At 61.0% G+C, this 20,553-nt stretch carries 23 protein-coding genes; 17 read left to right on the top strand and 6 right to left on the bottom strand.

What is annotated here, in order from left to right:
• Positions 1-2 precede the first annotated feature (2 nt).
• From ACQZ5H_RS10905 to ACQZ5H_RS10895, 3 genes are read left to right on the top strand one after another with little or no spacing between them, the layout of a single operon-like run.
• The gene (locus ACQZ5H_RS10905; protein ID WP_449097681.1) at positions 3-1,118 is read left to right on the top strand and encodes a branched-chain amino acid ABC transporter permease; all 1,116 of its coding nucleotides are present in this window, start codon (positions 3-5) and stop codon (positions 1,116-1,118) included.
• The gene (locus ACQZ5H_RS10900) at positions 1,111-2,865 is read left to right on the top strand and encodes an FAD-dependent oxidoreductase (protein ID WP_449097680.1); all 1,755 of its coding nucleotides are present in this window, start codon (positions 1,111-1,113) and stop codon (positions 2,863-2,865) included. The genes ACQZ5H_RS10905 and ACQZ5H_RS10900 overlap by 8 nt, the downstream gene beginning before the upstream one ends.
• A gap of 7 nt (positions 2,866-2,872) precedes the next feature.
• On the top strand, positions 2,873-3,760 hold the full coding sequence (locus ACQZ5H_RS10895) for an intradiol ring-cleavage dioxygenase (protein WP_449097679.1): 888 nt from the start codon (positions 2,873-2,875) through the stop codon (positions 3,758-3,760).
• 125 nt (positions 3,761-3,885) lie between these two features.
• Here the strand turns inward: ACQZ5H_RS10895 and ACQZ5H_RS10890 are convergent, their stop codons facing one another.
• Positions 3,886-4,959 carry an ABC transporter ATP-binding protein gene (locus ACQZ5H_RS10890; protein ID WP_449097678.1) on the bottom strand — a complete coding sequence of 358 codons (1,074 nt, stop codon included), beginning with the start codon at positions 4,957-4,959 and terminating at the stop codon, positions 3,886-3,888.
• Between the two features lie 98 nt (positions 4,960-5,057).
• On the opposite strand from ACQZ5H_RS10890, the gene ACQZ5H_RS10885 reads away from it, so the two are divergent.
• From ACQZ5H_RS10885 to ACQZ5H_RS10855, 7 genes are all read left to right on the top strand, one after another.
• Entirely contained in the window at positions 5,058-5,735 is a 678-nt protein-coding gene (locus tag ACQZ5H_RS10885) for a GntR family transcriptional regulator (protein WP_449097677.1), read from the top strand.
• The gene (locus tag ACQZ5H_RS10880) at positions 5,732-6,715 is read left to right on the top strand and encodes an alpha/beta hydrolase (RefSeq protein ID WP_449097676.1); all 984 of its coding nucleotides are present in this window, start codon (positions 5,732-5,734) and stop codon (positions 6,713-6,715) included. The genes ACQZ5H_RS10885 and ACQZ5H_RS10880 overlap by 4 nt, the downstream gene beginning before the upstream one ends.
• Before the next feature lie 23 nt (positions 6,716-6,738).
• Complete coding sequence (locus ACQZ5H_RS10875; protein ID WP_203430868.1) at positions 6,739-7,941, top strand: ABC transporter substrate-binding protein; 1,203 nt, start codon at positions 6,739-6,741, stop codon at positions 7,939-7,941.
• Positions 7,942-8,005: 64 nt separating this feature from the next.
• On the top strand, positions 8,006-8,929 hold the full coding sequence (locus ACQZ5H_RS10870; RefSeq protein ID WP_203430867.1) for a carbohydrate ABC transporter permease: 924 nt from the start codon (positions 8,006-8,008) through the stop codon (positions 8,927-8,929).
• Complete coding sequence (locus ACQZ5H_RS10865; RefSeq protein ID WP_413711404.1) at positions 8,926-9,759, top strand: carbohydrate ABC transporter permease; 834 nt, start codon at positions 8,926-8,928, stop codon at positions 9,757-9,759. Before ACQZ5H_RS10870 ends, ACQZ5H_RS10865 begins: the two co-directional genes overlap by 4 nt.
• Positions 9,760-9,820: 61 nt before the next feature.
• The gene (locus tag ACQZ5H_RS10860; protein WP_449097675.1) at positions 9,821-10,702 is read left to right on the top strand and encodes a sugar phosphate isomerase/epimerase family protein; all 882 of its coding nucleotides are present in this window, start codon (positions 9,821-9,823) and stop codon (positions 10,700-10,702) included.
• A complete protein-coding gene (locus ACQZ5H_RS10855; protein WP_449097674.1) occupies positions 10,699-11,694 on the top strand; it encodes a Gfo/Idh/MocA family protein in 996 nt (331 codons plus the stop codon). Before ACQZ5H_RS10860 ends, ACQZ5H_RS10855 begins: the two co-directional genes overlap by 4 nt.
• A 10-nt stretch (positions 11,695-11,704) precedes the next feature.
• Here the strand turns inward: ACQZ5H_RS10855 and ACQZ5H_RS10850 are convergent, their stop codons facing one another.
• Positions 11,705-11,884, bottom strand: a complete 180-nt coding sequence (locus ACQZ5H_RS10850) for a hypothetical protein (protein WP_449097673.1) — start codon at positions 11,882-11,884, stop codon at positions 11,705-11,707.
• Positions 11,885-11,908: 24 nt separating this feature from the next.
• On the opposite strand from ACQZ5H_RS10850, the gene ACQZ5H_RS10845 reads away from it, so the two are divergent.
• Both ACQZ5H_RS10845 and ACQZ5H_RS10840 read left to right on the top strand, forming a co-directional pair.
• Positions 11,909-12,661, top strand: coding sequence for a COG4280 domain-containing protein (locus tag ACQZ5H_RS10845; protein ID WP_449097672.1), 753 nt, complete (start codon positions 11,909-11,911; stop codon positions 12,659-12,661).
• Positions 12,658-12,879: a hypothetical protein gene (locus ACQZ5H_RS10840; protein WP_449097671.1), complete on the top strand. Its 222-nt coding sequence runs from the start codon at positions 12,658-12,660 to the stop codon at positions 12,877-12,879. Before ACQZ5H_RS10845 ends, ACQZ5H_RS10840 begins: the two co-directional genes overlap by 4 nt.
• Positions 12,880-13,126: 247 nt before the next feature.
• Here ACQZ5H_RS10840 and ACQZ5H_RS10835 read toward each other — a convergent pair whose 3' ends face one another.
• The 3 genes from ACQZ5H_RS10835 to ACQZ5H_RS10825 form a co-directional block, all read right to left on the bottom strand.
• The gene (locus ACQZ5H_RS10835; protein WP_449097913.1) at positions 13,127-13,696 is read right to left on the bottom strand and encodes a dual specificity protein phosphatase family protein; all 570 of its coding nucleotides are present in this window, start codon (positions 13,694-13,696) and stop codon (positions 13,127-13,129) included.
• A gap of 97 nt (positions 13,697-13,793) precedes the next feature.
• Complete coding sequence (locus ACQZ5H_RS10830; RefSeq protein ID WP_449097670.1) at positions 13,794-15,161, bottom strand: ATP-binding protein; 1,368 nt, start codon at positions 15,159-15,161, stop codon at positions 13,794-13,796.
• On the bottom strand, positions 15,148-15,825 hold the full coding sequence (locus tag ACQZ5H_RS10825; protein WP_449097669.1) for a winged helix-turn-helix domain-containing protein: 678 nt from the start codon (positions 15,823-15,825) through the stop codon (positions 15,148-15,150). The genes ACQZ5H_RS10830 and ACQZ5H_RS10825 overlap by 14 nt, the downstream gene beginning before the upstream one ends.
• 196 nt (positions 15,826-16,021) lie before the next feature.
• Here ACQZ5H_RS10825 and ACQZ5H_RS10820 point away from each other — a divergent pair, with 196 nt between their 5' ends.
• Positions 16,022-16,285 (top strand): hypothetical protein, encoded by a 264-nt coding sequence (locus ACQZ5H_RS10820; RefSeq protein WP_112717907.1) that lies wholly within the window; start codon positions 16,022-16,024, stop codon positions 16,283-16,285.
• Between the two features lie 20 nt (positions 16,286-16,305).
• Positions 16,306-17,082, top strand: coding sequence for a COG4705 family protein (locus tag ACQZ5H_RS10815; protein ID WP_449097912.1), 777 nt, complete (start codon positions 16,306-16,308; stop codon positions 17,080-17,082).
• Positions 17,083-17,355: 273 nt separating this feature from the next.
• On the opposite strand, the gene ACQZ5H_RS10810 is transcribed toward ACQZ5H_RS10815, so the two are convergent.
• Complete coding sequence (locus tag ACQZ5H_RS10810; RefSeq protein WP_449097668.1) at positions 17,356-17,796, bottom strand: hypothetical protein; 441 nt, start codon at positions 17,794-17,796, stop codon at positions 17,356-17,358.
• A 22-nt stretch (positions 17,797-17,818) separates the two neighbouring features.
• Between ACQZ5H_RS10810 and ACQZ5H_RS10805 the strand changes: the two genes are divergently transcribed.
• From ACQZ5H_RS10805 to ACQZ5H_RS10795, 3 genes are all read left to right on the top strand, one after another.
• Positions 17,819-18,079 carry a phosphatase PAP2 family protein gene (locus tag ACQZ5H_RS10805; RefSeq protein WP_449097667.1) on the top strand — a complete coding sequence of 87 codons (261 nt, stop codon included), beginning with the start codon at positions 17,819-17,821 and terminating at the stop codon, positions 18,077-18,079.
• A 158-nt stretch (positions 18,080-18,237) separates the two neighbouring features.
• Positions 18,238-18,993 carry an ABC transporter substrate-binding protein gene (locus ACQZ5H_RS10800; protein WP_449097666.1) on the top strand — a complete coding sequence of 252 codons (756 nt, stop codon included), beginning with the start codon at positions 18,238-18,240 and terminating at the stop codon, positions 18,991-18,993.
• A gap of 63 nt (positions 18,994-19,056) precedes the next feature.
• Positions 19,057-20,310, top strand: coding sequence for an NAD(P)/FAD-dependent oxidoreductase (locus ACQZ5H_RS10795; protein ID WP_449097665.1), 1,254 nt, complete (start codon positions 19,057-19,059; stop codon positions 20,308-20,310).
• The last annotated feature ends 243 nt before the right edge of the window (positions 20,311-20,553 follow it).

Raw genomic sequence — 20,553 nt, 5'->3', positions numbered from 1 at the left:
CCATGACGACAGGTTTCAACACGATGACGGATGACATCAACGCAAAGGGTGCATGGAGGATCGAGACGCGGACGAAGCTGTCCGGCCTCTTTTCCATCGCAGCCATCGCCGTGGTCGTCCTGATGGCGGCTGCGCCTTTTGCCGTATCGCGCGGTGTTGTCCAGGACCTCTTCTTCATCCTGACGATGCTGACGCTGGCGCAGAGCTGGAATTTGCTGGCCGGCTATGCGGGTCTCATTTCGGTCGGGCAACAGCTCTTCGTCGGATGCGGCGCCTACGCCCTGTTCGGCCTAGTCATCCTGGCGGACGTCGATCCCCTGATCGCCATCCCGCTTGCCGGCCTGCTGGCAGCACTGGTTGCCATTCCGACCGCCTTCTTCTCCTTCCGCCTCTACGGTCCCTATTTTGCGATCGGCACCTGGGTGATTGCCGAAGTCGGGCGGTTGCTGCTTGCGCAGTGGAAGGCGCTTGGCGGTGGAACCGGCACCTCGCTGCCGCGCGATGCCACACGCGATATGCTGGGACTTTCCGCCCTCGGCGACGGGTTCGGCATGCGGCCCGCCGCGGCCGCAGATGCGCTCGCCTATTGGCTGGCACTGGCGCTCGCCGTCGCCACCATCACGCTGATCTACAAGCTGTTGCGCAGCAAGCACGGGCTTGGCCTTGCCGCAGTCCGCGACAACGAAACCGCTGCCCGTGCACTCGGCGTCGATGCGCTCCGGTTGAAGTCGGCGATCTATCTGCTGACCGCATTCGTCACAGGCATGGTCGGCGCGCTGATCTATCTTCAGAAAGCACGGATATCTCCGGACGCGGCCTTCTCGCTGACCGACTGGACGGCCTACGTCGTTTTCATCGTCGTGATCGGCGGCATCGGCACGATCGAGGGGCCGCTTCTCGGGGTTCTCATCTTCTTTGCGCTGCAAAATGCCTTTTCGAGCTACGGCTCCTGGTATCTGCTGGCGCTCGGAGCATTGGCGATCGTCACCATGCTTTTCGCACCCCAGGGGCTCTGGGGGCTCATTTCCCGGCGTACCGGCTGGGAGCTATTTCCGGTCCGCCGCCTGCTGAAGGGCGGACCTGCATCATTCGACACAATGGGAGGGCCGAATGGCTGATATAACCACCGACGTCTTGATCATCGGAACCGGGCCTGCGGGTTCTGCAACGGCCGCTTTGCTTGCGACCTACGGTGTCGAGCCGCTCGTGATCAACCGCTATCGCTGGCTGGCGACCACGCCGCGCGCGCATATCACCAACCAGCGGACAATGGAGGTCCTGCGCGATCTCGGCCGTGACGTGGAGGACGAGGCCTATCTCTTTGCGACCGAGCAGGAGCTGATGGGCCAGAACGTCTTCTGTACGGCGGTCGCGGGCGAGGAGATCGGCCGCATGCAGAGCTGGGGCAACCACCCGCTGTCGCAGGCCGAGCACATCCTGACCTCGCCAGGGCGCATGAACGATCTGCCGCAGACCTATATGGAGCCGCTGCTCTTCAAGACGGCGTGTTCGCGCGGCGCCCAGTCGCGCATGTCGACGGAATATCTGAGCCATGTTCAGGACGGGGAGGGCGTCACGACCACCTGCCTCGACCGCCTGACCGGCAAGGAACTGACGATCCGTTCCAAGTTTCTGATCGGCGCCGATGGCGGCAATTCCAAGGTTGCGGAGCATGCCGGCTTGACCTTCGAGGGCAAGATGGGTGTTGCCGGTTCGATGAACATCCTCTTCGAAGCCGACCTTTCGCGTTATGTCGCGCATCGCCCATCGGTTCTCTACTGGGTGCTGCAGCCGGGCGCCGATGTCGGCGGCATCGGCATGGGCCTCGTGCGCATGGTTCGTCCCTGGAACGAATGGCTGATCGTCTGGGGCTACGACATCAACCAGCCGGCGCCACAGGTCGATGATGCATTCGCAACCAAGGTGGTGCGCGAACTCGTCGGCGTTCCCGATCTGACACCCAAGATCAAATCGGTCTCGACCTGGACGGTCAACAACATGTACGCGACGACGATGTCGAACGGGCGGGTCTTTTGCATGGGCGATGCCGTGCACCGCCATCCGCCGTCGAACGGGCTCGGGTCCAACACCTCGATCCAGGACGGTTTCAACCTTGCCTGGAAGCTTGCGATGGTGCTCAAGGGGCAGGCCGGAGCAGGGCTGCTCGACAGCTATCAGGCCGAGCGCGCGCCGATCGCTAAGCAGATCGTCACGCGCGCCAACAAGTCGATCGAGGAATTCGGCCCGATCTTCAAATCTCTCGGCCTTCTGGATTCCGTCGACCCGGTCAAGATGCAGCAGAATATGGATGCGCGCTGCAACGACACCGAAGACGCCGAGCGCCAGCGCGCCGCCATCCGCGAAGCGATCGCCTCCAAGGTTTATGAATTTGATGCGCATGGCGTCGAGATGAACCACCGCTATGCCTCGAATGCCGTAGTCAAAGACGATCAGCCCGAACCGAAATTCGAGAAGGACGCCGAGCTTCATTTCCAGCCGACATCCTGGCCGGGCGCCCGCCTGCCGCATGTCTGGCTGTTCGGCCAGAACGGCGAGAAGATATCGAGCCTCGACCTGGCGGGGCATGGGGTGTTTACCATCCTGACCGGCATCGGCGGGGACGGATGGCAGGCTGCGGCCAAGGCCGTTGCCAAGGAATTCGGTATCCAGATCAACGTACACAAGATCGGACCGCGGCAGGTCTGGCAAGATCTGACCGGCGATTGGGCGCGGGCTCGGGAAATCCGTGATGCCGGCGCGCTTCTGGTTCGCCCCGATCACCATGTCGCGTGGCGCGCCGAGGTGGCGGTACCCGATGCCGAAGGCGAGTTGCGCCGCGTTCTCAAGACCGTTCTGGACCGGTGAGGCAGAAATGAGCAGCGACGAAAGAGGATATTTCACCGAGGCAAGCTCGGTCGAGGTCGTCACCAGCCGGAACGTCAACGCCAAGAGCGAGCGGCTGAAGCAGGTGATGGAGGTCGTGACGCGCAAACTTCACGAGGCGGTCAAGGAACTGGAGCCGACGCAGGACGAGTGGATGGAGGCGATCATGTTCCTCACCCGCACTGGCCACACCTGCACCGACTGGCGCCAGGAGTTCATCCTGCTGTCGGACGTGCTCGGCGTTTCGATGCTTGTGGACGCCATCAACAACCGCAAGCCGTCCGGCGCTTCGGAAAGCACTGTGCTCGGGCCTTTCCATGTCGCTGACGCACCGGAACTGCCGATGGGCGCCAATATCTGCCTCGATCAGAAGGGTGAGGACATGGTCATCAGCGGCCGTGTCCTCGACACCGACGGAAAGCCGATCGAGAATGCCGTGATCGACGTCTGGCAGGCGAATGACGAGGGTTTCTACGACGTCCAGCAGAAGGGCATCCAGCCGGATTTCAATCTCCGAGGCATCTTCCGCACGGGCGCTGACGGTCACTACTGGTTCCGCGCCGTGAAGCCGAAATTCTACCCGATTCCGGATGACGGACCCGTGGGGCAGCTGCTCGCTCAACTCGGCCGCCATCCCTACCGTCCGGCGCATCTGCACTACATCATCAAGGCCGATGGCTTCGAAACTCTTACCACTCACATCTTCGACCCTGACGATCCCTACATCCACTCGGACGCAGTGTTCGGAGTCAAGGAAAGCCTGCTGGCGGAGTTTCGGTTGAGGGAGGACGCCGGCAGGGCCAGGGTACTTGAGTTCGCCGACAAATTCTGGGATGTCGAGCACGATTTCGTCTTGGCGCGAGATGCCGGCCGCTAGTGGCTGGGTGGTTGAGGCTGTTCATCTGGCGCAAATTTCAGCCATTTGGCCAGCGAGTTGCCTCCAGCGATCCTGGTTTACCTTTCTGCGGCCGTGGGTTGATTACCATCCCTTCACGCATCCGATCAGGACAATCTCCTGCCGCTGCTCGCATCGAAGAGATGAATGTTCCCGCTTGTGCAGCGGAAATGCATCGTGTCGCCGACAGTCAGGTCGCTGTTTCTCGGAAATTCGACGCTCAACATTTTCGAGTGGCCAATTTCGACGTAGCCGTAAGTCTGGCTGCCCAGTCGCTCGGCAACCATAAGCTCGCCGCTGAACCAAGCGTGATCCGCGGAACATTGGGTGAGATCTTCGGGCCGAACGCCGAGCACGATGTCCCGGGTCGAGGCGCCCGACGCAATGGGAGTCTGAAGCGGCAGATGCCGGCCGAGGATCTGGATGCCGGCGCTGTCGGCTGTGAGCGTCGCAGGTATCGTATTCATGGTCGGGCTGCCGATGAAGCGGGCGACGAACAGGCTGGAGGGCTTGTGATAGAGATCGAGCGGCCTGCCGATCTGCTCGACGACCCCGCCGTTCATGACGACGATGCGATCCGCCAGTGTCATCGCCTCGACCTGGTCATGCGTGACATAGACGGTCGTTGCTTTCATGCGGTTGTGCAGCTTTGCGATTTCGAGCCGCATTTCGACACGAAGCGCTGCGTCGAGGTTGGATAGCGGCTCGTCGAACAGAAACGCGGCGGGCTCCCTGACGATCGCCCGGCCCATGGCAACGCGCTGGCGCTGCCCTCCGGAGAGCTGGCCAGGACGCCGCTCGAGATAATCGGCGATTTTCAGCACATCCGCTGCCTGTCCCACCCGGCCCGATATCTGATCGTCCTTTTCGCCCCGCATTTTCAGGCCGAAGGACATGTTTTCGCGGACCGTCATATGCGGATAGAGCGCGTAGTCCTGGAACACCATGGCGATATTCCGCTCGGCCGGCGCCAGCTCGTTCACGCGTGCGCCATCGATGATCAGGTCGCCTCCGGATATCTCCTCGAGGCCGGCGATCATCCGCAGCAGCGTGGATTTCCCGCAGCCGGATGGCCCGACCAGCACAAGGAATTCTCCGCTTCTGATGTCCACGTCGATGTCGTGAATGACCTTCAGCGAGCCGTACGACTTCTGGATTCTTTTCAGTTCGATTCCGGCCACATGTTCCTCCCAGATCGAAATTTCTGACTTGACGCTCATTATCGAGATCAATATCGATAATGATACTTCATTGGATTGGCAACCGTTCGGACCGGCACATGGCATATTTTCCTCCCAGGCAGACAGCGAGCAGGCCCGCAAAGGCGGGGGCGGCCTTCGATGCTCTGAAGCGCGACATCATGCTCGGCGTGCTGGAGCCCGGCACAGGGCTCACCGAACTGGATCTGGCCGCGCACTTCCAATGCAGCCAGGGCACCGTTCGCGAAGCGCTGCTGCAGCTTCAGGAAGAAGGTCTCGTGTTGCGAAAGGGGCGGCGGGGCACGCAGGTCTCGGAATGCACCGAAGACGAGGCGATCGAAATGTTCCGCCTTCGCCAGCAGATCGAAGGAAACGGCATGGCGCGCGTGATGCGGGCGCCGAGCCGGACTTTGATCCGGGATCTGAACGAGCTGTTCGACAAGATGATGTCGGCCGCAAAAGCCGGTGATGAACTGGAGCTTGCCGCCTTCGACAGAGATTTCCATCGCCGTGTTTTCGAAGATGCAAACCTTCCGGCCCTCGACCCGATCTTGCATCGCTGCCTCGTTCATAATCACCGCTTCAAGATTTCCCGCAGCCCGGCAGCCAGAGATCTCGAGGCAACGGCAGGGCGCCATCGCAGCATCATCGACTGCATCGAAAGCGGCGATGCGCTTCGCGCCACCAAGGCGATGCAGCATCACATCGCGACGATTGTCGATCTTGGTCCCGAGGTGTTTCCGGAGGCGACGCAGTGAGCGCGTCCGTGGATATGTCGGGAGAACTGTCCGGGGAATCGATCGCCTTGATCGAGGCGGTCTATCGCGAACTCGGTGCTCTGCCCGATCCGACGACGCTGCCGCCCGCTGAAGGACGCGCTCAATCGCTCGCCGCTAACGTGCGATGCAACACCGAGATGCCTGCAATGGATTTCGCTGGCGATGTCTGGGTGGACGAAGACGCCGCCTTGGGCGCGGCGCGGACCCGTCTCAAGGTGCTGGTGCCGCAAGGCGCTCGCCCCGGTGTCATTCTTTTCATCCACGGTGGCGGCTTCGCTTTCTGTTCACCCGAAACGCACGAACGTTGTGCACGGGTGCTTGCTGTCGAGAGCGGAATGCCTGTTGTTCTGCCGGATTACCGGCTGGCGCCGGAAGATCCGTTTCCTGCCGGGCTCAAGGACGTCGTCTCGGCGCTGCGAAGCGTCTTTGCCGCGACGAAGGAGGCTGGCGTCAGGAGCGGACCGGTTCTGATCTCGGGTGACTCGGCCGGGGCGAACCTCGCATTGTCCGCGATGCTGCACGAGCAGGCAACCGGCGGAGCCAAGGCCGATGGCGCCTTGTTGTTCTATGGAAATTACGCCCGATCGTTCGAGACCCCGTCCTATATCCGGTTCGAGAATGGTCCAGGCCTGACGCGGCCGAAGATGCGGCGCTACTGGAGCTTTTATGCCGGCGAGCAGGCGATTGACGGCAATCCCCTGGCTTGCCCGCTGATGGCTGACGATGCCGCCTTGGCGTCGTTGCCTCCGCTGTATCTCATGGCGGCGGCCGTCGATCCGCTGCTCTCCGACACACTTGAGCTTGGCCGGCGCCTTCGGGCGCTCAGCCGTGACGACGAACTGCAAATCGTCCCGGGCGTCATGCACGGGTTCTTGCAGAACACTCGTGAACTTGCCGCGGCGCGGGAGGCGCTTCATGCGGCGGGCAATGCAGCAAGGCGGCTGACTGGCCGCCAATAGCGTTAAAATAAGAGGAGGAAGGCATGAAAATTCTGAAGACTTTGGCGCTCGGCGCCGCCCTGGCAGCTTCGGCCGCCTTTAGTCACGCCATGGCGGCGGAGACCGTCCGCTTCTGGTACCATTTCGACAATCCCGCCAACCCGATGTCGGACCTGGTGAAGAAGTTCGAAACGGCAAACCCGGATATCAAGATCGAAGCGGAAAACGTTCCGTGGAACAGCTATTACGACAATCTCTACACCTCGATCGTGGGCGGCAACGCGCCTGACGCCGCGATGGTGAAGCTGTTCGCACAGCCGCGGCTCGTCGAAATGGGCGCGCTGGAGCCGCTCGGCGATCGGATCGACGCCTGGAAGGGCAAGGCCGATCTGCTCGACAACCTGCTCGAGCTGAACAAGGGACCTGACGGCCAGCAGTATTACCTGCCGATCCAGTATGTCGTTCTCTATCTCTATTATCGCACGGACCTCTTTCAGGCCGCAGGCCTGAAGCCGCCGACCACCTGCGAGGAGTTCAGGGACGACGCGATCAAGCTGACGAAGGCACCGGATACCTACGGCTTCGGGCTGCGTGGCGGTAAGGGTGGATGGGACCAGTGGGGCTCGTTCGTCATGTCGCAGGGCGCCGAGCTGAAGCCGGGCGGTCTGACGACCCCGGAAGCGATCGCTGCCAACCAGTGGCTTGTCGATCTCTTCCAGAAGGACAAGGTCATTCCGCCCTCGGCACCGAACGACGGCTTCCAGGAAATCATCGCCGCCTTCAAATCCGGCAAGACGGCAATGACCATCCATCACATCGGCTCCTCCAAGGATCTCGTGGCGGCGCTGGGTGACAAGGTATCGGCCGTGCCGGTGCCGAAGTGCGGCAAGGGACAGTGGACATCCTATGGCGACGAATCCCTGGCGATCTTCTCGTCGTCGGCCGTGAAGGATGCGGCATGGAAGTGGATCTCCTTCCTCGCCGAGGGCGAAAACAATGTCGCGTTCAACAGTGCGACCGGCCAGATGACCGTGACCAAGAGTGGTTCGGCGAACTGGAAACTGCATGAGCGCCGCTTTGTCGATGCGACGGTGCAGTCGCTGCCCTTCGCCAAGGTGCTGCCGCAGACGTCCGCAGTGACCGAGTTCGTCAACACGGCGTGGCAGACCAACATGCAGCAGGCTCTCACCGGACAGATCACTGCAAAGCAGATGATGGAACAGTTGCAGACGCTTTTTGCCGAGTAGTCCATGGGCGACGGCTCCGGTTTGCTCCGGGGCCGTCCACCGCAGTTCGTCCCCGGAGCCGATCATGTCTTTATCGACGACCTCTACCCCGATGCGCCGAAGCCGAATTCAATGGCGTTCGGAACGCATCCTTCCCTACATGCTCCTGGCGCCGGCCGTCTTCGTCACGATCGTCATCGTGTTCATGCCGATGATCCAGGCGGTGTGGACGAGCTTCTACGATCTCGTGCTCTTCAGGCCGAATGCCAGCAAGTTCGTCGGCTTCGCAAACTATGTGAAGCTGTTCAACGACCCGGTCTTCTGGGCGGCGCTCTGGAACACGATCATCTGGATCGGTCTGACGGTGCCGCTGCAGATGGGGCTCGGCCTGCTGACGGCGCTGCTGCTCAATCGCGAATTTCCGTGGCGTGGTCTCGCGCGCGCTTTGATCATCATTCCCTGGGCTCTGCCGAGTGTCGTCATCGCGCTCATGTGGCGCTGGATCTACGATCCGAATACCGGCGTTCTCAACGACATCCTGATCTATCTCTCGATCGTCAAGGCAGCGGTGCCGTGGCTTGCCGATCCCAATGTTGCGATCTACGCGATCATCGCCACTTTGACCTGGCAGGGATTTCCGTTCTTCGCGGTGATGATCCTCGCTGGCCTGCAGGGCATTCCGAAAAGCCAATACGAGGCCGCGTCGATCGACGGCGCGTCGCCCTGGCGTCAGTTCCTGCACATTACCTTGCCCGGTATCGCGCCGGTTCTGGCGACTGCCGGGTTGCTCCGGGTGATTTGGGTTGCCAATTCGATGGACGTGATCTTCGTCATGACCGGCGGCGGCCCGGGCTACGCGACGTATACGCTGCCTCTCTATGCCTTCATCAAGGCGCGCCAGAATCTTGATTTCGGCTACGGAACCTCGATCGCCGTGACCTTCACCATTTTCCTCGGGGCGTTCGTCGCCGTCTATCTGGCCCGGACGATGCGGGAGGTGCAGAAGTGAAAAAGCCCGGAACCCTTCGGCGTATCCTGACGACCGACCTGCCGGTCGCGTTGCTGGTGATCTTCGCAATGGCACCCTTCGCCTGGATGATCCTGACGTCCCTGACACCTACCGCGGCGCTCAACGCCAGCGGAGTGTCGCTTTCGCCGGCCGGATGGAGTGCCGACAACTACGTCAGGCTTTTCGAGCAGACGTCGTTCCTGAAGAACATGATGGACAGCCTGATCATCGCCGGCGGGACCGTCGTCGTCGGCCTGATCGTCTCGGTCACCGCGGCCTATGCCTTTTCGCGGTTTCGCTTTCCGGGCCGGAAACTGTTGATGCTCCAGTTCCTGCTGATCAACATGTTCCCGATCGTGCTCCTCATTCTTCCGCTATTCGTGCTGATGAGAAAGTTCGGAATATTGGACACGCATCTTGGCCTGATCCTCGCCAACGCGACCGTCGCCATTCCTTTTGCCGTCTGGATGCTGACGAGCTACATCGGGGCGATCCCGAAGAGCCTCGACGAAGCGGCGATGACCGATGGCGCCTCACGGCTGACCGCGTTGCGGAAGGTGGTGCTGCCGCTGACCATGCCGGGGATCATCTCGACCGGCATCTATATCTTCATCACCGCCTGGAACGAATATCTCTACGCCCTGACGCTCGGCGGCCGCAACGTGCGCCCCGTCACCGTGGCGATCCAGACCCTGATCGGAGAATACCAGATCGAATGGGGTCTGCTCGCGGCGGGTGCCGTCGTCGGCGCCATGCCGGCAACCATCCTCTTTCTTCTCGTGCAACGGCGCCTCATCGGCGGGCTGACCCAGGGGGCGGTCAAAGGCTGACGTCTATCGATTTTCAATCGGGTTCGGCAGTTCGAACCTCGCTCTTAAAAAGGAATGGCAGATGAACCCGATCGGGTTGATTTCGATGCAATATGCGCGGCCCTTTACAGCCGAGCACTTTCCGCTGTTTGCGAAGATGCGGGAACACGGTTTTGATTTCGTTGAGCTTCTCGTTCCCGAGGTGGGCGAGCTCGACATCAAGGAGGCACGCAAGGCTCTTGATGATGCCGGGCTCGGCGTGGTGCTCGCAGCCCGCGTCAACCTTCAGCGCAATCTCGCATCAGCCGAAATCCAGGCTCATCGGTCCGGGGTCGAATATCTCAAATACACGGTCGATTGCGCTGCGGGGCTCGGCGCGAAGATCGTCGGCGGCCCGCTGACCGGCAACCCGCTGGTCTTTGCCGGCCGGCCGCCACAGCCTGTCGATGAAGCCGAGCGGCTGGCGCGCAAGGATCGCTGCGTCAGAGGTTTGAAGGAGGCAGGGGAGTATGCCCGGAATGCCGGCGTTACCCTGGCGGTCGAGCCGCTCAACCGGTTCGAAAGCGACGTCCTTTGCACGACGCAGCAGGCGATGGAATTGCTCGACGCTGTCGATCATCCTGCCGTGAAGCTTATGCTGGACACGTTCCACATGCACATGGAGGAGAGCTCTCTCGCCGAAGCCATCCGGCTGGGTGGCGATCGCATCGTGCATTTCCAGGCGAACGAAAATCATCGCGGCTTCCCCGGCACCGGCATGACCGACTGGGTCGAAGTCTGCCGGGCGCTGCACGAGGTTGGCTATACCGGCCCGATATCGCTAGAGCCTTTCCGGCGCACCGACGACCGCTTCGGCGTGCCCTTTGCCCAGTGGCGCGCGCCCCACGAGGACGAGAGCGATCGCCTCTCGGCGTCGAGCGCCTTCATGAAATCCCACCTCCTGCTTACGGAATATCGTCGATGACTATGAAAATCGGTTGGATCGGTTGCGGCATCCACGCAACCCAAATGCTTCTCCCGCAGCTCGTCCGTCATGACGTGCAGCTGGTCGGACTGTGCGATATCGACGGCGCGCGCCTGAAAGGCGCTGGCCGCCAGTTCGGTGTCACCAATCTCGTGACCGACGTCGAGGATCTGCTGCGCACGCCTGGCCTCGACGCCATCGGCATGGCGGTCGGCCCGGACCAGCATCTGGCCTTCGGCAAGGCGGCACTTGAGAGGGGCCTGCCCGTCTTCATGGAAAAGCCGCCATCCGGAAGTGCCGCAGGCGCACGCGAACTGCTGGCCGCCTCCGAGAAGGCGAAGAAGCCGCTGCTGCTGGGGTTCATGAAGCGATACTCGATCGGCAACCGGATGGCCGCAAACATCGTCAGGTCCGGCCGTTTCGGCGAGGTGATGGGACTGACCGGCTATTATATGACGGCGCCCGGATATTTTGCCGGAAACGTCGATTACACCGGCTTCTTCCTGCACCACTGCGTCCACTATATGGACCTCGTCTCATTCCTCGTGTCGCCCGTACGGACGATCTCGGCGCGAAAGGTCGAAAAGACGCCCGGCCGCGTGCTCTTCCATGTCGGCTTCGAATTCGAATGCGGCGCGATCGGCAACATCGCGATGGGAACCATTCAGTCTCGCGGAACGCCGGTGGAGCGTATCGAGCTGATGAGCGATCACCAGCGCATCGAGGTCGACGACGTGATCGAGATCAAATGGCACAGGAATCCTCCATTCAAGATCGACGATCTGGCTGCGACGCTCAAGGACGATAGCGACACTCTGACGTGGAAGCCGAATTTTACGGCCGCCGCAAATGAGGACCCGAAAGGCTACCACTCACTGCTGGCAGACGTCGTTCCTGCACTAGCCGGTGCATCAACTCCGGCGCCAAGCATTGCGGACGGTGTGATCGCGATGGAGCGGCTGGAGACGCTGCGCACAGAGCTCGATTTGTGAGTTCAGGCCCTCAAACGAGGATCGAGTTTGCCGGCGTCGGCGTTTGCTGAGGGATCAAGCTGATCGGCTGGAGACAAACAGCGCCCGTCGCGGCGATCATTGCGAGCGCGTTCAGGTGATCGTCAGCCTTCGTGAATAGGTGCGCTGTGGCGCGCATCGCCAGCGTCGAAGTGCGGACGCCGGTCTTCAAGATTACTCTAGGGCACGAGTCGAAATGACATCCGTCACAAGCATTGCCTCAACGATCAGTGCTGCATTCCTCGGCTCGCTGGTCGAGGTGGTCGAAGCATTCACGATCATTCTTGCCGTCGGTGTGACGCAGAGCTGGAAGCCGGCGTTCATCGGGACCGGTGCCGCCCTTGTCGTCCTCGGCCTTTTGACGATAGCTCTCGGGCCGCTGCTTGGTCTCATCCCGATCGAAGCGCTGCAGTTTGCCATTGGCACGCTTCTGATCCTTTTCGGCCTGCGCTGGCTCCGCAAAGCTATTCTTCGGGCCTCCGGCTATATTGCGCTTCATGACGAGGAAAAGGCCTTTGCAAAGGAGAGCGAGAGCCTTCGCCGGCACTCGGCCGACCAGCGAGCCAATCTGCTTGCAGGTATTGCCGCCTTCAAGGCTGTCCTGCTTGAAGGCATCGAGGTCGTCTTCATCGTGATCGCCACCGGAGCAGGGCAGGGAATGACGGGGTATGCCAGCATCGGCGCTGCCGCAGCCTGTATTCTGGTCCTGATCGTCGGGCTGTTCGTCCATAAGCCGTTGTCGTCGGTTCCGGAAAACAGCCTGAAGCTTGTCGTTGGCCTGCTTCTCAGCGCCTTCGGGATTTTCTGGACCGGAGAGGGCATCGGCGCTCGGTGGCCCGGTGCCGATCTGTCGCTGATCCCTATCTTTGCGGCGCTTGCTGTTTTCTCCTGGCTTGCCGTGAAAGGCCTTCGCCAGCATCGCATCGCGGACGAAGGGGCTGTGCGATGAAGCGCCTTTTCACGATCGCCTTCGAGGAAGTCGCCGGCATGTTCGTCGACGACGGCGCCCTTGCCATCTTGGCGCTCGGTCTCATCCTCATCGTCACCGCGGCCGTCAAGTATGCTCATCTCGAGGCTCTAGCAGGTGGGGTCATCCTCCTGATCGGCTGCATCCTGATCTTGTTGGAAAGCCTTTGGCGCGCTGCGCGCAAAGCCGGCAAGCGATAGGTCTCGAAAGGCAAGTCGGACGAATGGCGCCCATACGTCAGAGCGCGGAACGCGGCTCACTGATCCAGAACGGTCTCAAGCGCTTCAAGCTGCCCGCTGGCCACTACATGACCGTTTTGCCGTGGCGGGCGTTTTATGAGGTGTCGCGTTTTGTGGCGCGCTCGAGCCTCCTTTTGCGCAATCTTTGGCCGGGACGCTGAAAGAACCGCGCTTTGCTGGCGCTTTCATCCGGAAAGCGATCCGCTGGTCAGCCCTTGCGCTCGAAATGCGCTTCGAGATCTTCCCAGCTTGCATCCATCGGCCAGGCAGCCGAAATCAAGGGGAGCGCGACGTGGCCATAGTAGAAGGAAAGTTGCCTTTCGGCTCTGTCCTCACCTTCACCAGCGATCCTGTCGGTATAGATCGCCGAGACGAGCCCGGTGCGGTCGGATCCCGACTGGCAGTGGACAAGGATCGGCTTGGGCGCTGCCACCATGATCGCCACGATCTCGTCGGCGCGGCCCGGTGTCAGCTTCCGGGAGGCCGACATCGCAAAATCGATATGCTCGACGCCGAGTTCGGCGGCGGTTCTGATTTCCGCCTGGTACCAGGCGGCATTCTGCTTTTCACCACGCAGATTGATGATCGTTTTGATGCCGTGATCTTTGACATAGGCGTCGAGCTGCGCCGGGGTCGGCTGCGCCGAACGGTAAAGCTGCCCCTTGATGACAATATGGAAATTTCCAACGGCCTGCAGGTATGCAGCATAGCCGCCGAGAGCTCCCCCGATGGAGAGAACGGTTCCGACGGCAATGGATAGCTTGGCGTGGTTCTTCATCGTGTCTCGCAGCATGGCGTGTTGCGAAGCTGATGATGTGATTTCCTGACGGCCACCTGAATGTCAGATTTGTGACTGCCGAGGGGCCTGCAACCTTCTATCCGGCCGATGGCGGCGGATCTGGAAACGACACGGCAACTGCCAGTCCCGGGCGATTGTCGCCAAGCTCGATATGCGCAAAATGTAGATCCGCAATGGCCCTTACGAGGGTGAGGCCAAGTCCGCTTCCTGATGTCGTTCGGCTCTTGTCCATGCGGTAGAGGCGCCTGAACACATTGTCTCGTTCGTCCGAAGGGATACCCGCTCCGTTATCGACCACGCGAAGAACCGTCTCACCGTCGGCCTGCAGCAGAGCCATAACGATCCGTGTCCCTTCGGGACAATGGGTGATGGCATTCTCGACGAGATTGACCACCATCTGGGTGAGGAGTTCTCTGTCACCCATAATCTCGACCGAAGGCGAGGGGAGCAACTCGAGTACCTGGCCATTGTCTTCGGCCACGCTGGCATAGACCTCCTCGACGAAGGTCAGGATCCCGGCAAGGTCGACTTTCTGGAAGCGCTGCCGGCGCGCGCCGGCTTCGATCTGCGAGATGCGCAGCAGGGCCTCGAAAGTCGCGTTGATCTGGTCGCTTTCGGCGCGCGCATCGGCCAAAAGCGAGCCGACATCGCGACCGCCGGCGGCACCCTCAATCGCATCGCCGAGCGTCATCTTCAGGCGATTGAGCGGCGTCTTGAGTTCATGGGCGATATCGGCACTGACCTGGCGCATCCCCTCGACCAAGCCCGAAAGGCGGTCGAGAGCGCTGTTGATCTGCATCGCCACGAGATCGAGGTCATCGCTTTTTCCCTTGAGCGGAATCCGGCTCTCGAGCCGTCCGTTGGAAACGTCGAGCATCGTGCGGGCGACCGCATCAAGGCGGTGTTGGGCTCTGGCTGCCAGAAAGATGCCGCCGCCCAGCGCCGCGACGACAACCAGCAGGGCCGCCCAGCCAAGGCTCACCAGCACGATCTTCAAGAGGTCGTCCATGTCGGAGAAACTCTCTCCGACCACCAGGAGGTTCGGTCCAAGTTCGGTGACTTGGATCCTGAATCTGCCGGAACCGGGCAGGCCGATGTCTTCCGGATTGATGGTGTAGACGCCCGGCGGCATCTTGATCGCTGTGAAGTTGCCCGCGAGCCTGTTCCCCCTCGCATCGACAAGCGAATAGAGCCCGTCCTTGGTCGTCTGCAGATTGACGTAGCTGTTCAGCGTCGCGATCAGATCTTCCATGTCATCGGGCGCATAGGTCGATGCAATGACGGAATTCATCTCCTGAAGAGACGCATCCATCTCATGCGCGAGGCCCGTGCGCAGCATGTGATACATGACGGCGCCGCTGACGACGAACGTCAGGATGAACAGCACCCCAAAGGTCATGGCCAGTCTGAAGGGCGTGCTACGGCGCAGGCTAACGAGGCGCATGGAGGCTGTATCCGGTGTTCCTCAGCGTATGGAGGAGCTGCGTCTGGAACGGCTTGTCGATCTTGGCGCGCAGCCGGCTGACATGGGTCTCGACGACGCTGGTCTTGGGATCGAAATGAAAATCCCAGACGCGTTCGAGCAGCATGGTCTTGGTCAGCACCCGTCCTTCACCACGCATCAGCACTTCCAGGAGGGTGAATTCCCGCGGCTGAAGCTCAATCGCCTGACCGGCGCGGCGGGCCTCGCGGCGGATCAGATCCAGTTCGAGATCTGCGACCCTCAGAACTGTCTTCTGCTCCTGAACCGGCGGGCGCCGGGCGAGCGCGTTTACCCGCGCAAGCAGCTCGGAGAATGCAAATGGCTTGACCAGATAGTCATCGCCGCCTGCCTCTAGTCCCTCGACGCGATCGTCGACGCCGCCGATGGAGGTCAGGAACAGGGCAGGGGTGCCGACGCGGGCTGCGCGCAGAGACCGGACGAGCGACAGGCCGTCTAGGCCGGGCAGCATCCGGTCGACGACGATCACGTCATAGGCTTCGCGCTGAGCCTGGAAGAGCCCGTCGCGTCCATCGGCGAGGACATCGCAGACATGCCCTGCCTCTGCGAAGCCCTTGGCCACGTATTCCGACGTCTTGCGATCGTCCTCGACCAGGAGAAGGCGCATTTGAGGTTTTCACCAGATTGATGTTCGAGCGAAAGTGTAACCGCGATGATGCGCATCCTACAACATACGGTTTCGTAAAGTCGCGGCCTTACCAAATGGTATGGTTCCGGCAAGGCGCTTGTATGTCCCGGTCAATATCGTCCCCCTCGCTGCAATCCTGCTGCATCAAAACCGCTCCAGCGAGAGGACCAAAATCATGAAGACAATCGTAGCCGCCGCCGCTTTGAACTCCGTCGTGGCTCTCGGGCTCATCGCAATCGCCGTGCCCGTTCACGCCGCCGTACCCTGCGAAGACATGCTGAAGGACATGCGTGCTGCGAAAGCGTCCGCAAAGCTTTCAGGCGCCGACATGAAAAAGGTCGAGGAACTCGAGACCAAGGCGGTCGAAAGGTGCAATGCCGACGACGACACGCGCGCGGACAAGTTCCTCACCGAAGCCATGCAGATCATCGGCAAGTGAGCGGAGGATAGACCATGACCATGGCAAACCAGCAGCTTGCCGCGCCGGAAAACCGCGTGCCCGAGGTGACCGTCGATTTCTGGCTCATCAAACTCATGGCGGTCACCATGGGAGAGACCGCAGCCGACTATCTGGCCGTCAATCTCGGCCTCGGCCTGACGCTGATGTCCATCATCATGACCATCGTCCTCGTCGTCGTGGTCGGAGCACAATTTGCACAGAAGCGCTATGTGCCTGCCGCCTACTGGGCCGCCGTGGTTCTTATTAGCGTCGTCGGGACGCTGGTGACCGACAACCTCACGGACAATTTCGGCGTTTCACTGGAGGCATCGACGATCTTCTTCACGGTCGCGCTCGGCGCTACGTTCCTCGGATGGTATCTGGCGGAGCGAACGCTTTCGATCCACACGATCTTCACCAACCGCCGCGAAGGTTTCTATTGGCTGGCAATCTTGTTCACATTCGCGCTCGGAACGGCCGCGGGCGATCTGGTGGCTGAGAAGTTCGACTTCGGGTATCTGACGACCGCATTGATCTTTCTGGCACTGATCGTGGCGATTGCTGCGGCGTACTTCATCCTCAAGGTGAACGGCATCGCGGCGTTCTGGCTGGCATATATCTTCACCCGCCCGCTCGGCGCTTCGTTCGGCGATCTGCTATCGCAGCCGAGTGAATATGGTGGCCTTGGTTTCGGGACGATCTACACAAGCTTCGCTTTCCTTGGAGCGATCATCCTGATCGTCATCTACATGACGGCCAACCAGGATCAGCGTGAAACAACCGGGCTTTCCCGCTGAACGAGAGGCAGCCTTCGTACCGGGCGAGATCTCGGCTCCAGGCCGATCCGCTCGGCTTCGAGGAAGTCCTGGCGCAAATGGGACGTTGGAGCACTGGAAGTGCTTCCGCCCACGGCATCCACATCGCTACGCTCGGAGCAGGTTCCGCTCGCAGGGTTTGGATTTTTTACGGATCCGTAAAGAATTCAGCGGGATCCGTTCAGGTTCCTGTCAGGCGCAACCGGAATATGGCGGCGACGTCTCATTTCCATGAAGAGCGCCGCGATGACCACCCTACATGCTGTCTCCCGCCAATGGACCTATCTCGATTCCTTCCTCGTTCTGACGGCGTTCTGGTTTTTGTTGCTGGCGATATTCCATGCATGGCCGATGATCGATGTCAGGATTTCGCAGCGTTTCTTCAGTTCGGCGCTCTGTGTGGACCGAGCCACGGTGCCGCAATGCGGATATTTCACGCTCAGCAAGGTTGCCTGGATCACGACCCTTCGGTGGCTTCTCTATGCGCTGCCCTATCTGGCGGCCGCGGCGGTCGTGATTGCGTTGCTGGTTGCGGGATACTCGCCGAGTCTTCGCTATCGGATGCCGGTACAGCGGCTTTGGATATCCCTCCTCAGCCTCGGCATCGGAACCGGGTTGATCACCAATCTGTTCCTCAAGGCGCATTCCGGCCGGCCGCGTCCGTTTGATACGGATCTCTTCGGCGGCAAGCTCCAATTCATGCCGGCGGGATCGTTCAATGGAGCCCTGCGAACGAAACTGCTCGTTCGTATCGGGAGAAGCATCCGACGCAGGCTGGCTGATATGCGTTCTCTTTGTGTTGCCACCCCGCTACCGCATGTGGACGGCACCTCCCGTCATCCTGGCTTCGCTTGCGACAGCCGGACTTCGGGTGGCCGTCGGCGCGCATTACGCGTCCGATGCAACGCTTGGCCTGCTGCTTTCGATCGCCGTCTTTCTGGGCCTGCTCGCGCTTGAGGAGCGCATCGCGGAGCGCTGAATCAAGTCTCATCTTCCAGAGTAGCCGTATATCGGACTTGGCAGCCGTAGCCGAGGCGCGGCTGCGCCCGGCGGCGCACGCCGTGGCCTGTTCAGGGTTGTGAAGCAGGTCGGAATTGCTACACTCAGCAGGCGAATAATTCCAAAAAGGGAACAGCAATGAAAAAGACCATCCTCCTGGCTGCCGTAGCCTTGCTGGCGGCAACACATCTTGCCTGCGCGGACGACACGATCCGCATTGCAACCGAGGGCGCCTATCCTCCGTTCAACTATGTCAAATCGGATGGCAGCCTCGAAGGTCTCGATGTCGACATGGCGAATGCGCTTTGCCAGGAAATGAAAGCCAAGTGCAAGATTGTCGCCCAGGACTGGGATGGCATCATCCCGGGACTTCTCGCGAAGAAATACGACGCCATCATCGCATCGATGAGCATCACCGACGAACGCAAGAAGCAGATCGACTTCACCAACAAATACTATACGACGCCGCTTGCCGTTGCGGTGCCGGAGGATAGCGACCTCAAAGGCGTTTCGATCGAGGACATGAAGGGCAAGATCGTCGGCGCGCAGGCATCGACGACGCAGGCTGATTATCTCAACGACCACTATGCCAAGGGTGGAGCCGAAGCGAAGATGTATCCGACCCAGGACGAAGCGGTCGCCGATCTGCAGAATGGCCGCATGGACGCTTTGATTTCCGACAAATTCGTGGTCGTGGACTGGCTGAACAAGGCCGGCAAGGATTGTTGCAAGCTGCTTGGCGACGTTCCCGGTACCCAAACGCAAGCCGGAATCGGCATTCGCCAGGGCGACACCGAGCTGAAGGAGCGCTTCAACAAGGCGATCGATGCGCTCGTCGCCAACGGCAAGTACCAGGAAATCACCAGAAAGTATTTCCCCTTCGACATCTACTGATCGCCTGGCGATCCAGTCGCGCAGAGGTCCAAAAGCCTCTGCGCCAACCCTGTCAGCTATCCGATGAAAACAGACATCCTCGTTCTCGGTGCCGGCATCGTCGGCGTAAGTGCGGCCATACATCTCCAGGATCGCGGCCGCTCGGTCGTGCTTACCGACCGCGGTGAGCCGGGCGGCGGGACCAGCTACGGCAATGCGGGGCTGATCGAGCGCTCCTCGGTCATCCCTTACGCCTTTCCGCGGCAATTTACGACGATCGCAAAATACGCGTTGAACCGCGCGTCCGACGTCCGCTACGACCCTTTCTATCTGCCCCGGATCGCGCCCTGGCTGGCACGTTACTGGTGGCATTCCTCACCTGCCAATCTGGAGATATCGACCCGCGCGCTTCTGCCTCTGGTCGAGGCCAGTATCAGCGAACATGACAAGCTGATCGAGCGGGCAGGGGCGTCTCGCCTCATCCGCTCTGACGGCTGGATCTCTTTTTACAAGGACACCCGGCGGTTTGATGCCGCCCGGGCGGAGGCTGCAAGTCTATCGAAATATGGACTGGCGATCAGGATCCTCGATGGTCCGGCGTTTCAGGCGCTCGAACCGGCTTTCGCGGCAACAGACACGGAAATCGCCGGCGCCATTCACTGGCTCGATCCGAAAACCGTGACCGATCCGCAAGCGCTGACAGCCGCCTATGCGGGAGCCTTCACTGCCTCGGGCGGCAGGATCGTCCGCGCTGATGCGGCGATGCTGTGCGAGGAGAAGAACGGCTGGTCGCTGGCGGCAGAAGACGGCTCGATCCTGGAGGCGAGGGAGGTCGTCGTTGCCCTCGGCCCGCAATCCGGCCTGATCTTTCGAAAGTTCGGTTACGCTCTGCCGATGGCCGTCAAGCGGGGCTATCACCGGCACTACGCCCAGAGCGGCGGCCAGCCACTCGGCCATTCGGTCGTTGACGAAGAAGCCGGCTACGTTCTGGCACCGATGGCCCGGGGCATTCGCTTGACGACCGGTATCGAGTTCGCTGCACCCGATGCGCCGGTCAACACAATCCAGCTCGGCCCGGCCGAGATGATGGCACGCGCACTCTTTCCGCTTGGTGATCAGGTGGAGGCAACGCCCTGGCTCGGCCTTCGTCCGTGCCTCCCGGACATGCGCCCGGTCATCGGCCCGGCGCCACGCCATGCGGGTCTCTGGTTCAATTTCGGCCATGCACATCACGGCCTCACGCTCGGGCCTGCCGGCGGGCGGCTCTTGGCGGAGCAGATGGTTGGTGAAGAAACCTTTGCGGACCCCAAACCATTCCATCCGCAACGCTTCCTTTAGCCGCGGGCAACAGGCGCCGGTATCGTCGACGGCCGACATGGACGGTGATACTGCGGAGAGTACGGCGGCCAAGCGAGACCGTCGCATCTCTAACTGGCACAACTGTCGCCGCTTTACGAAATAGAATGTACTAACGTCCATCCGATGTGGCGGGAGAGTTGGAATGTCCGGCGGTTTGCAAGGTAGAAATGTCCGCGTGGTCATCACACGGCACAACGGTCAGCCCCGATCTGAGCGGCTGAT

The sequence above is a fragment of the Rhizobium sp. 21-4511-3d genome, assembly GCF_053522545.1.
Note: the sequence above shows the minus strand (reverse complement) of the source record. Positions and strands in the feature narration are given on the sequence as shown.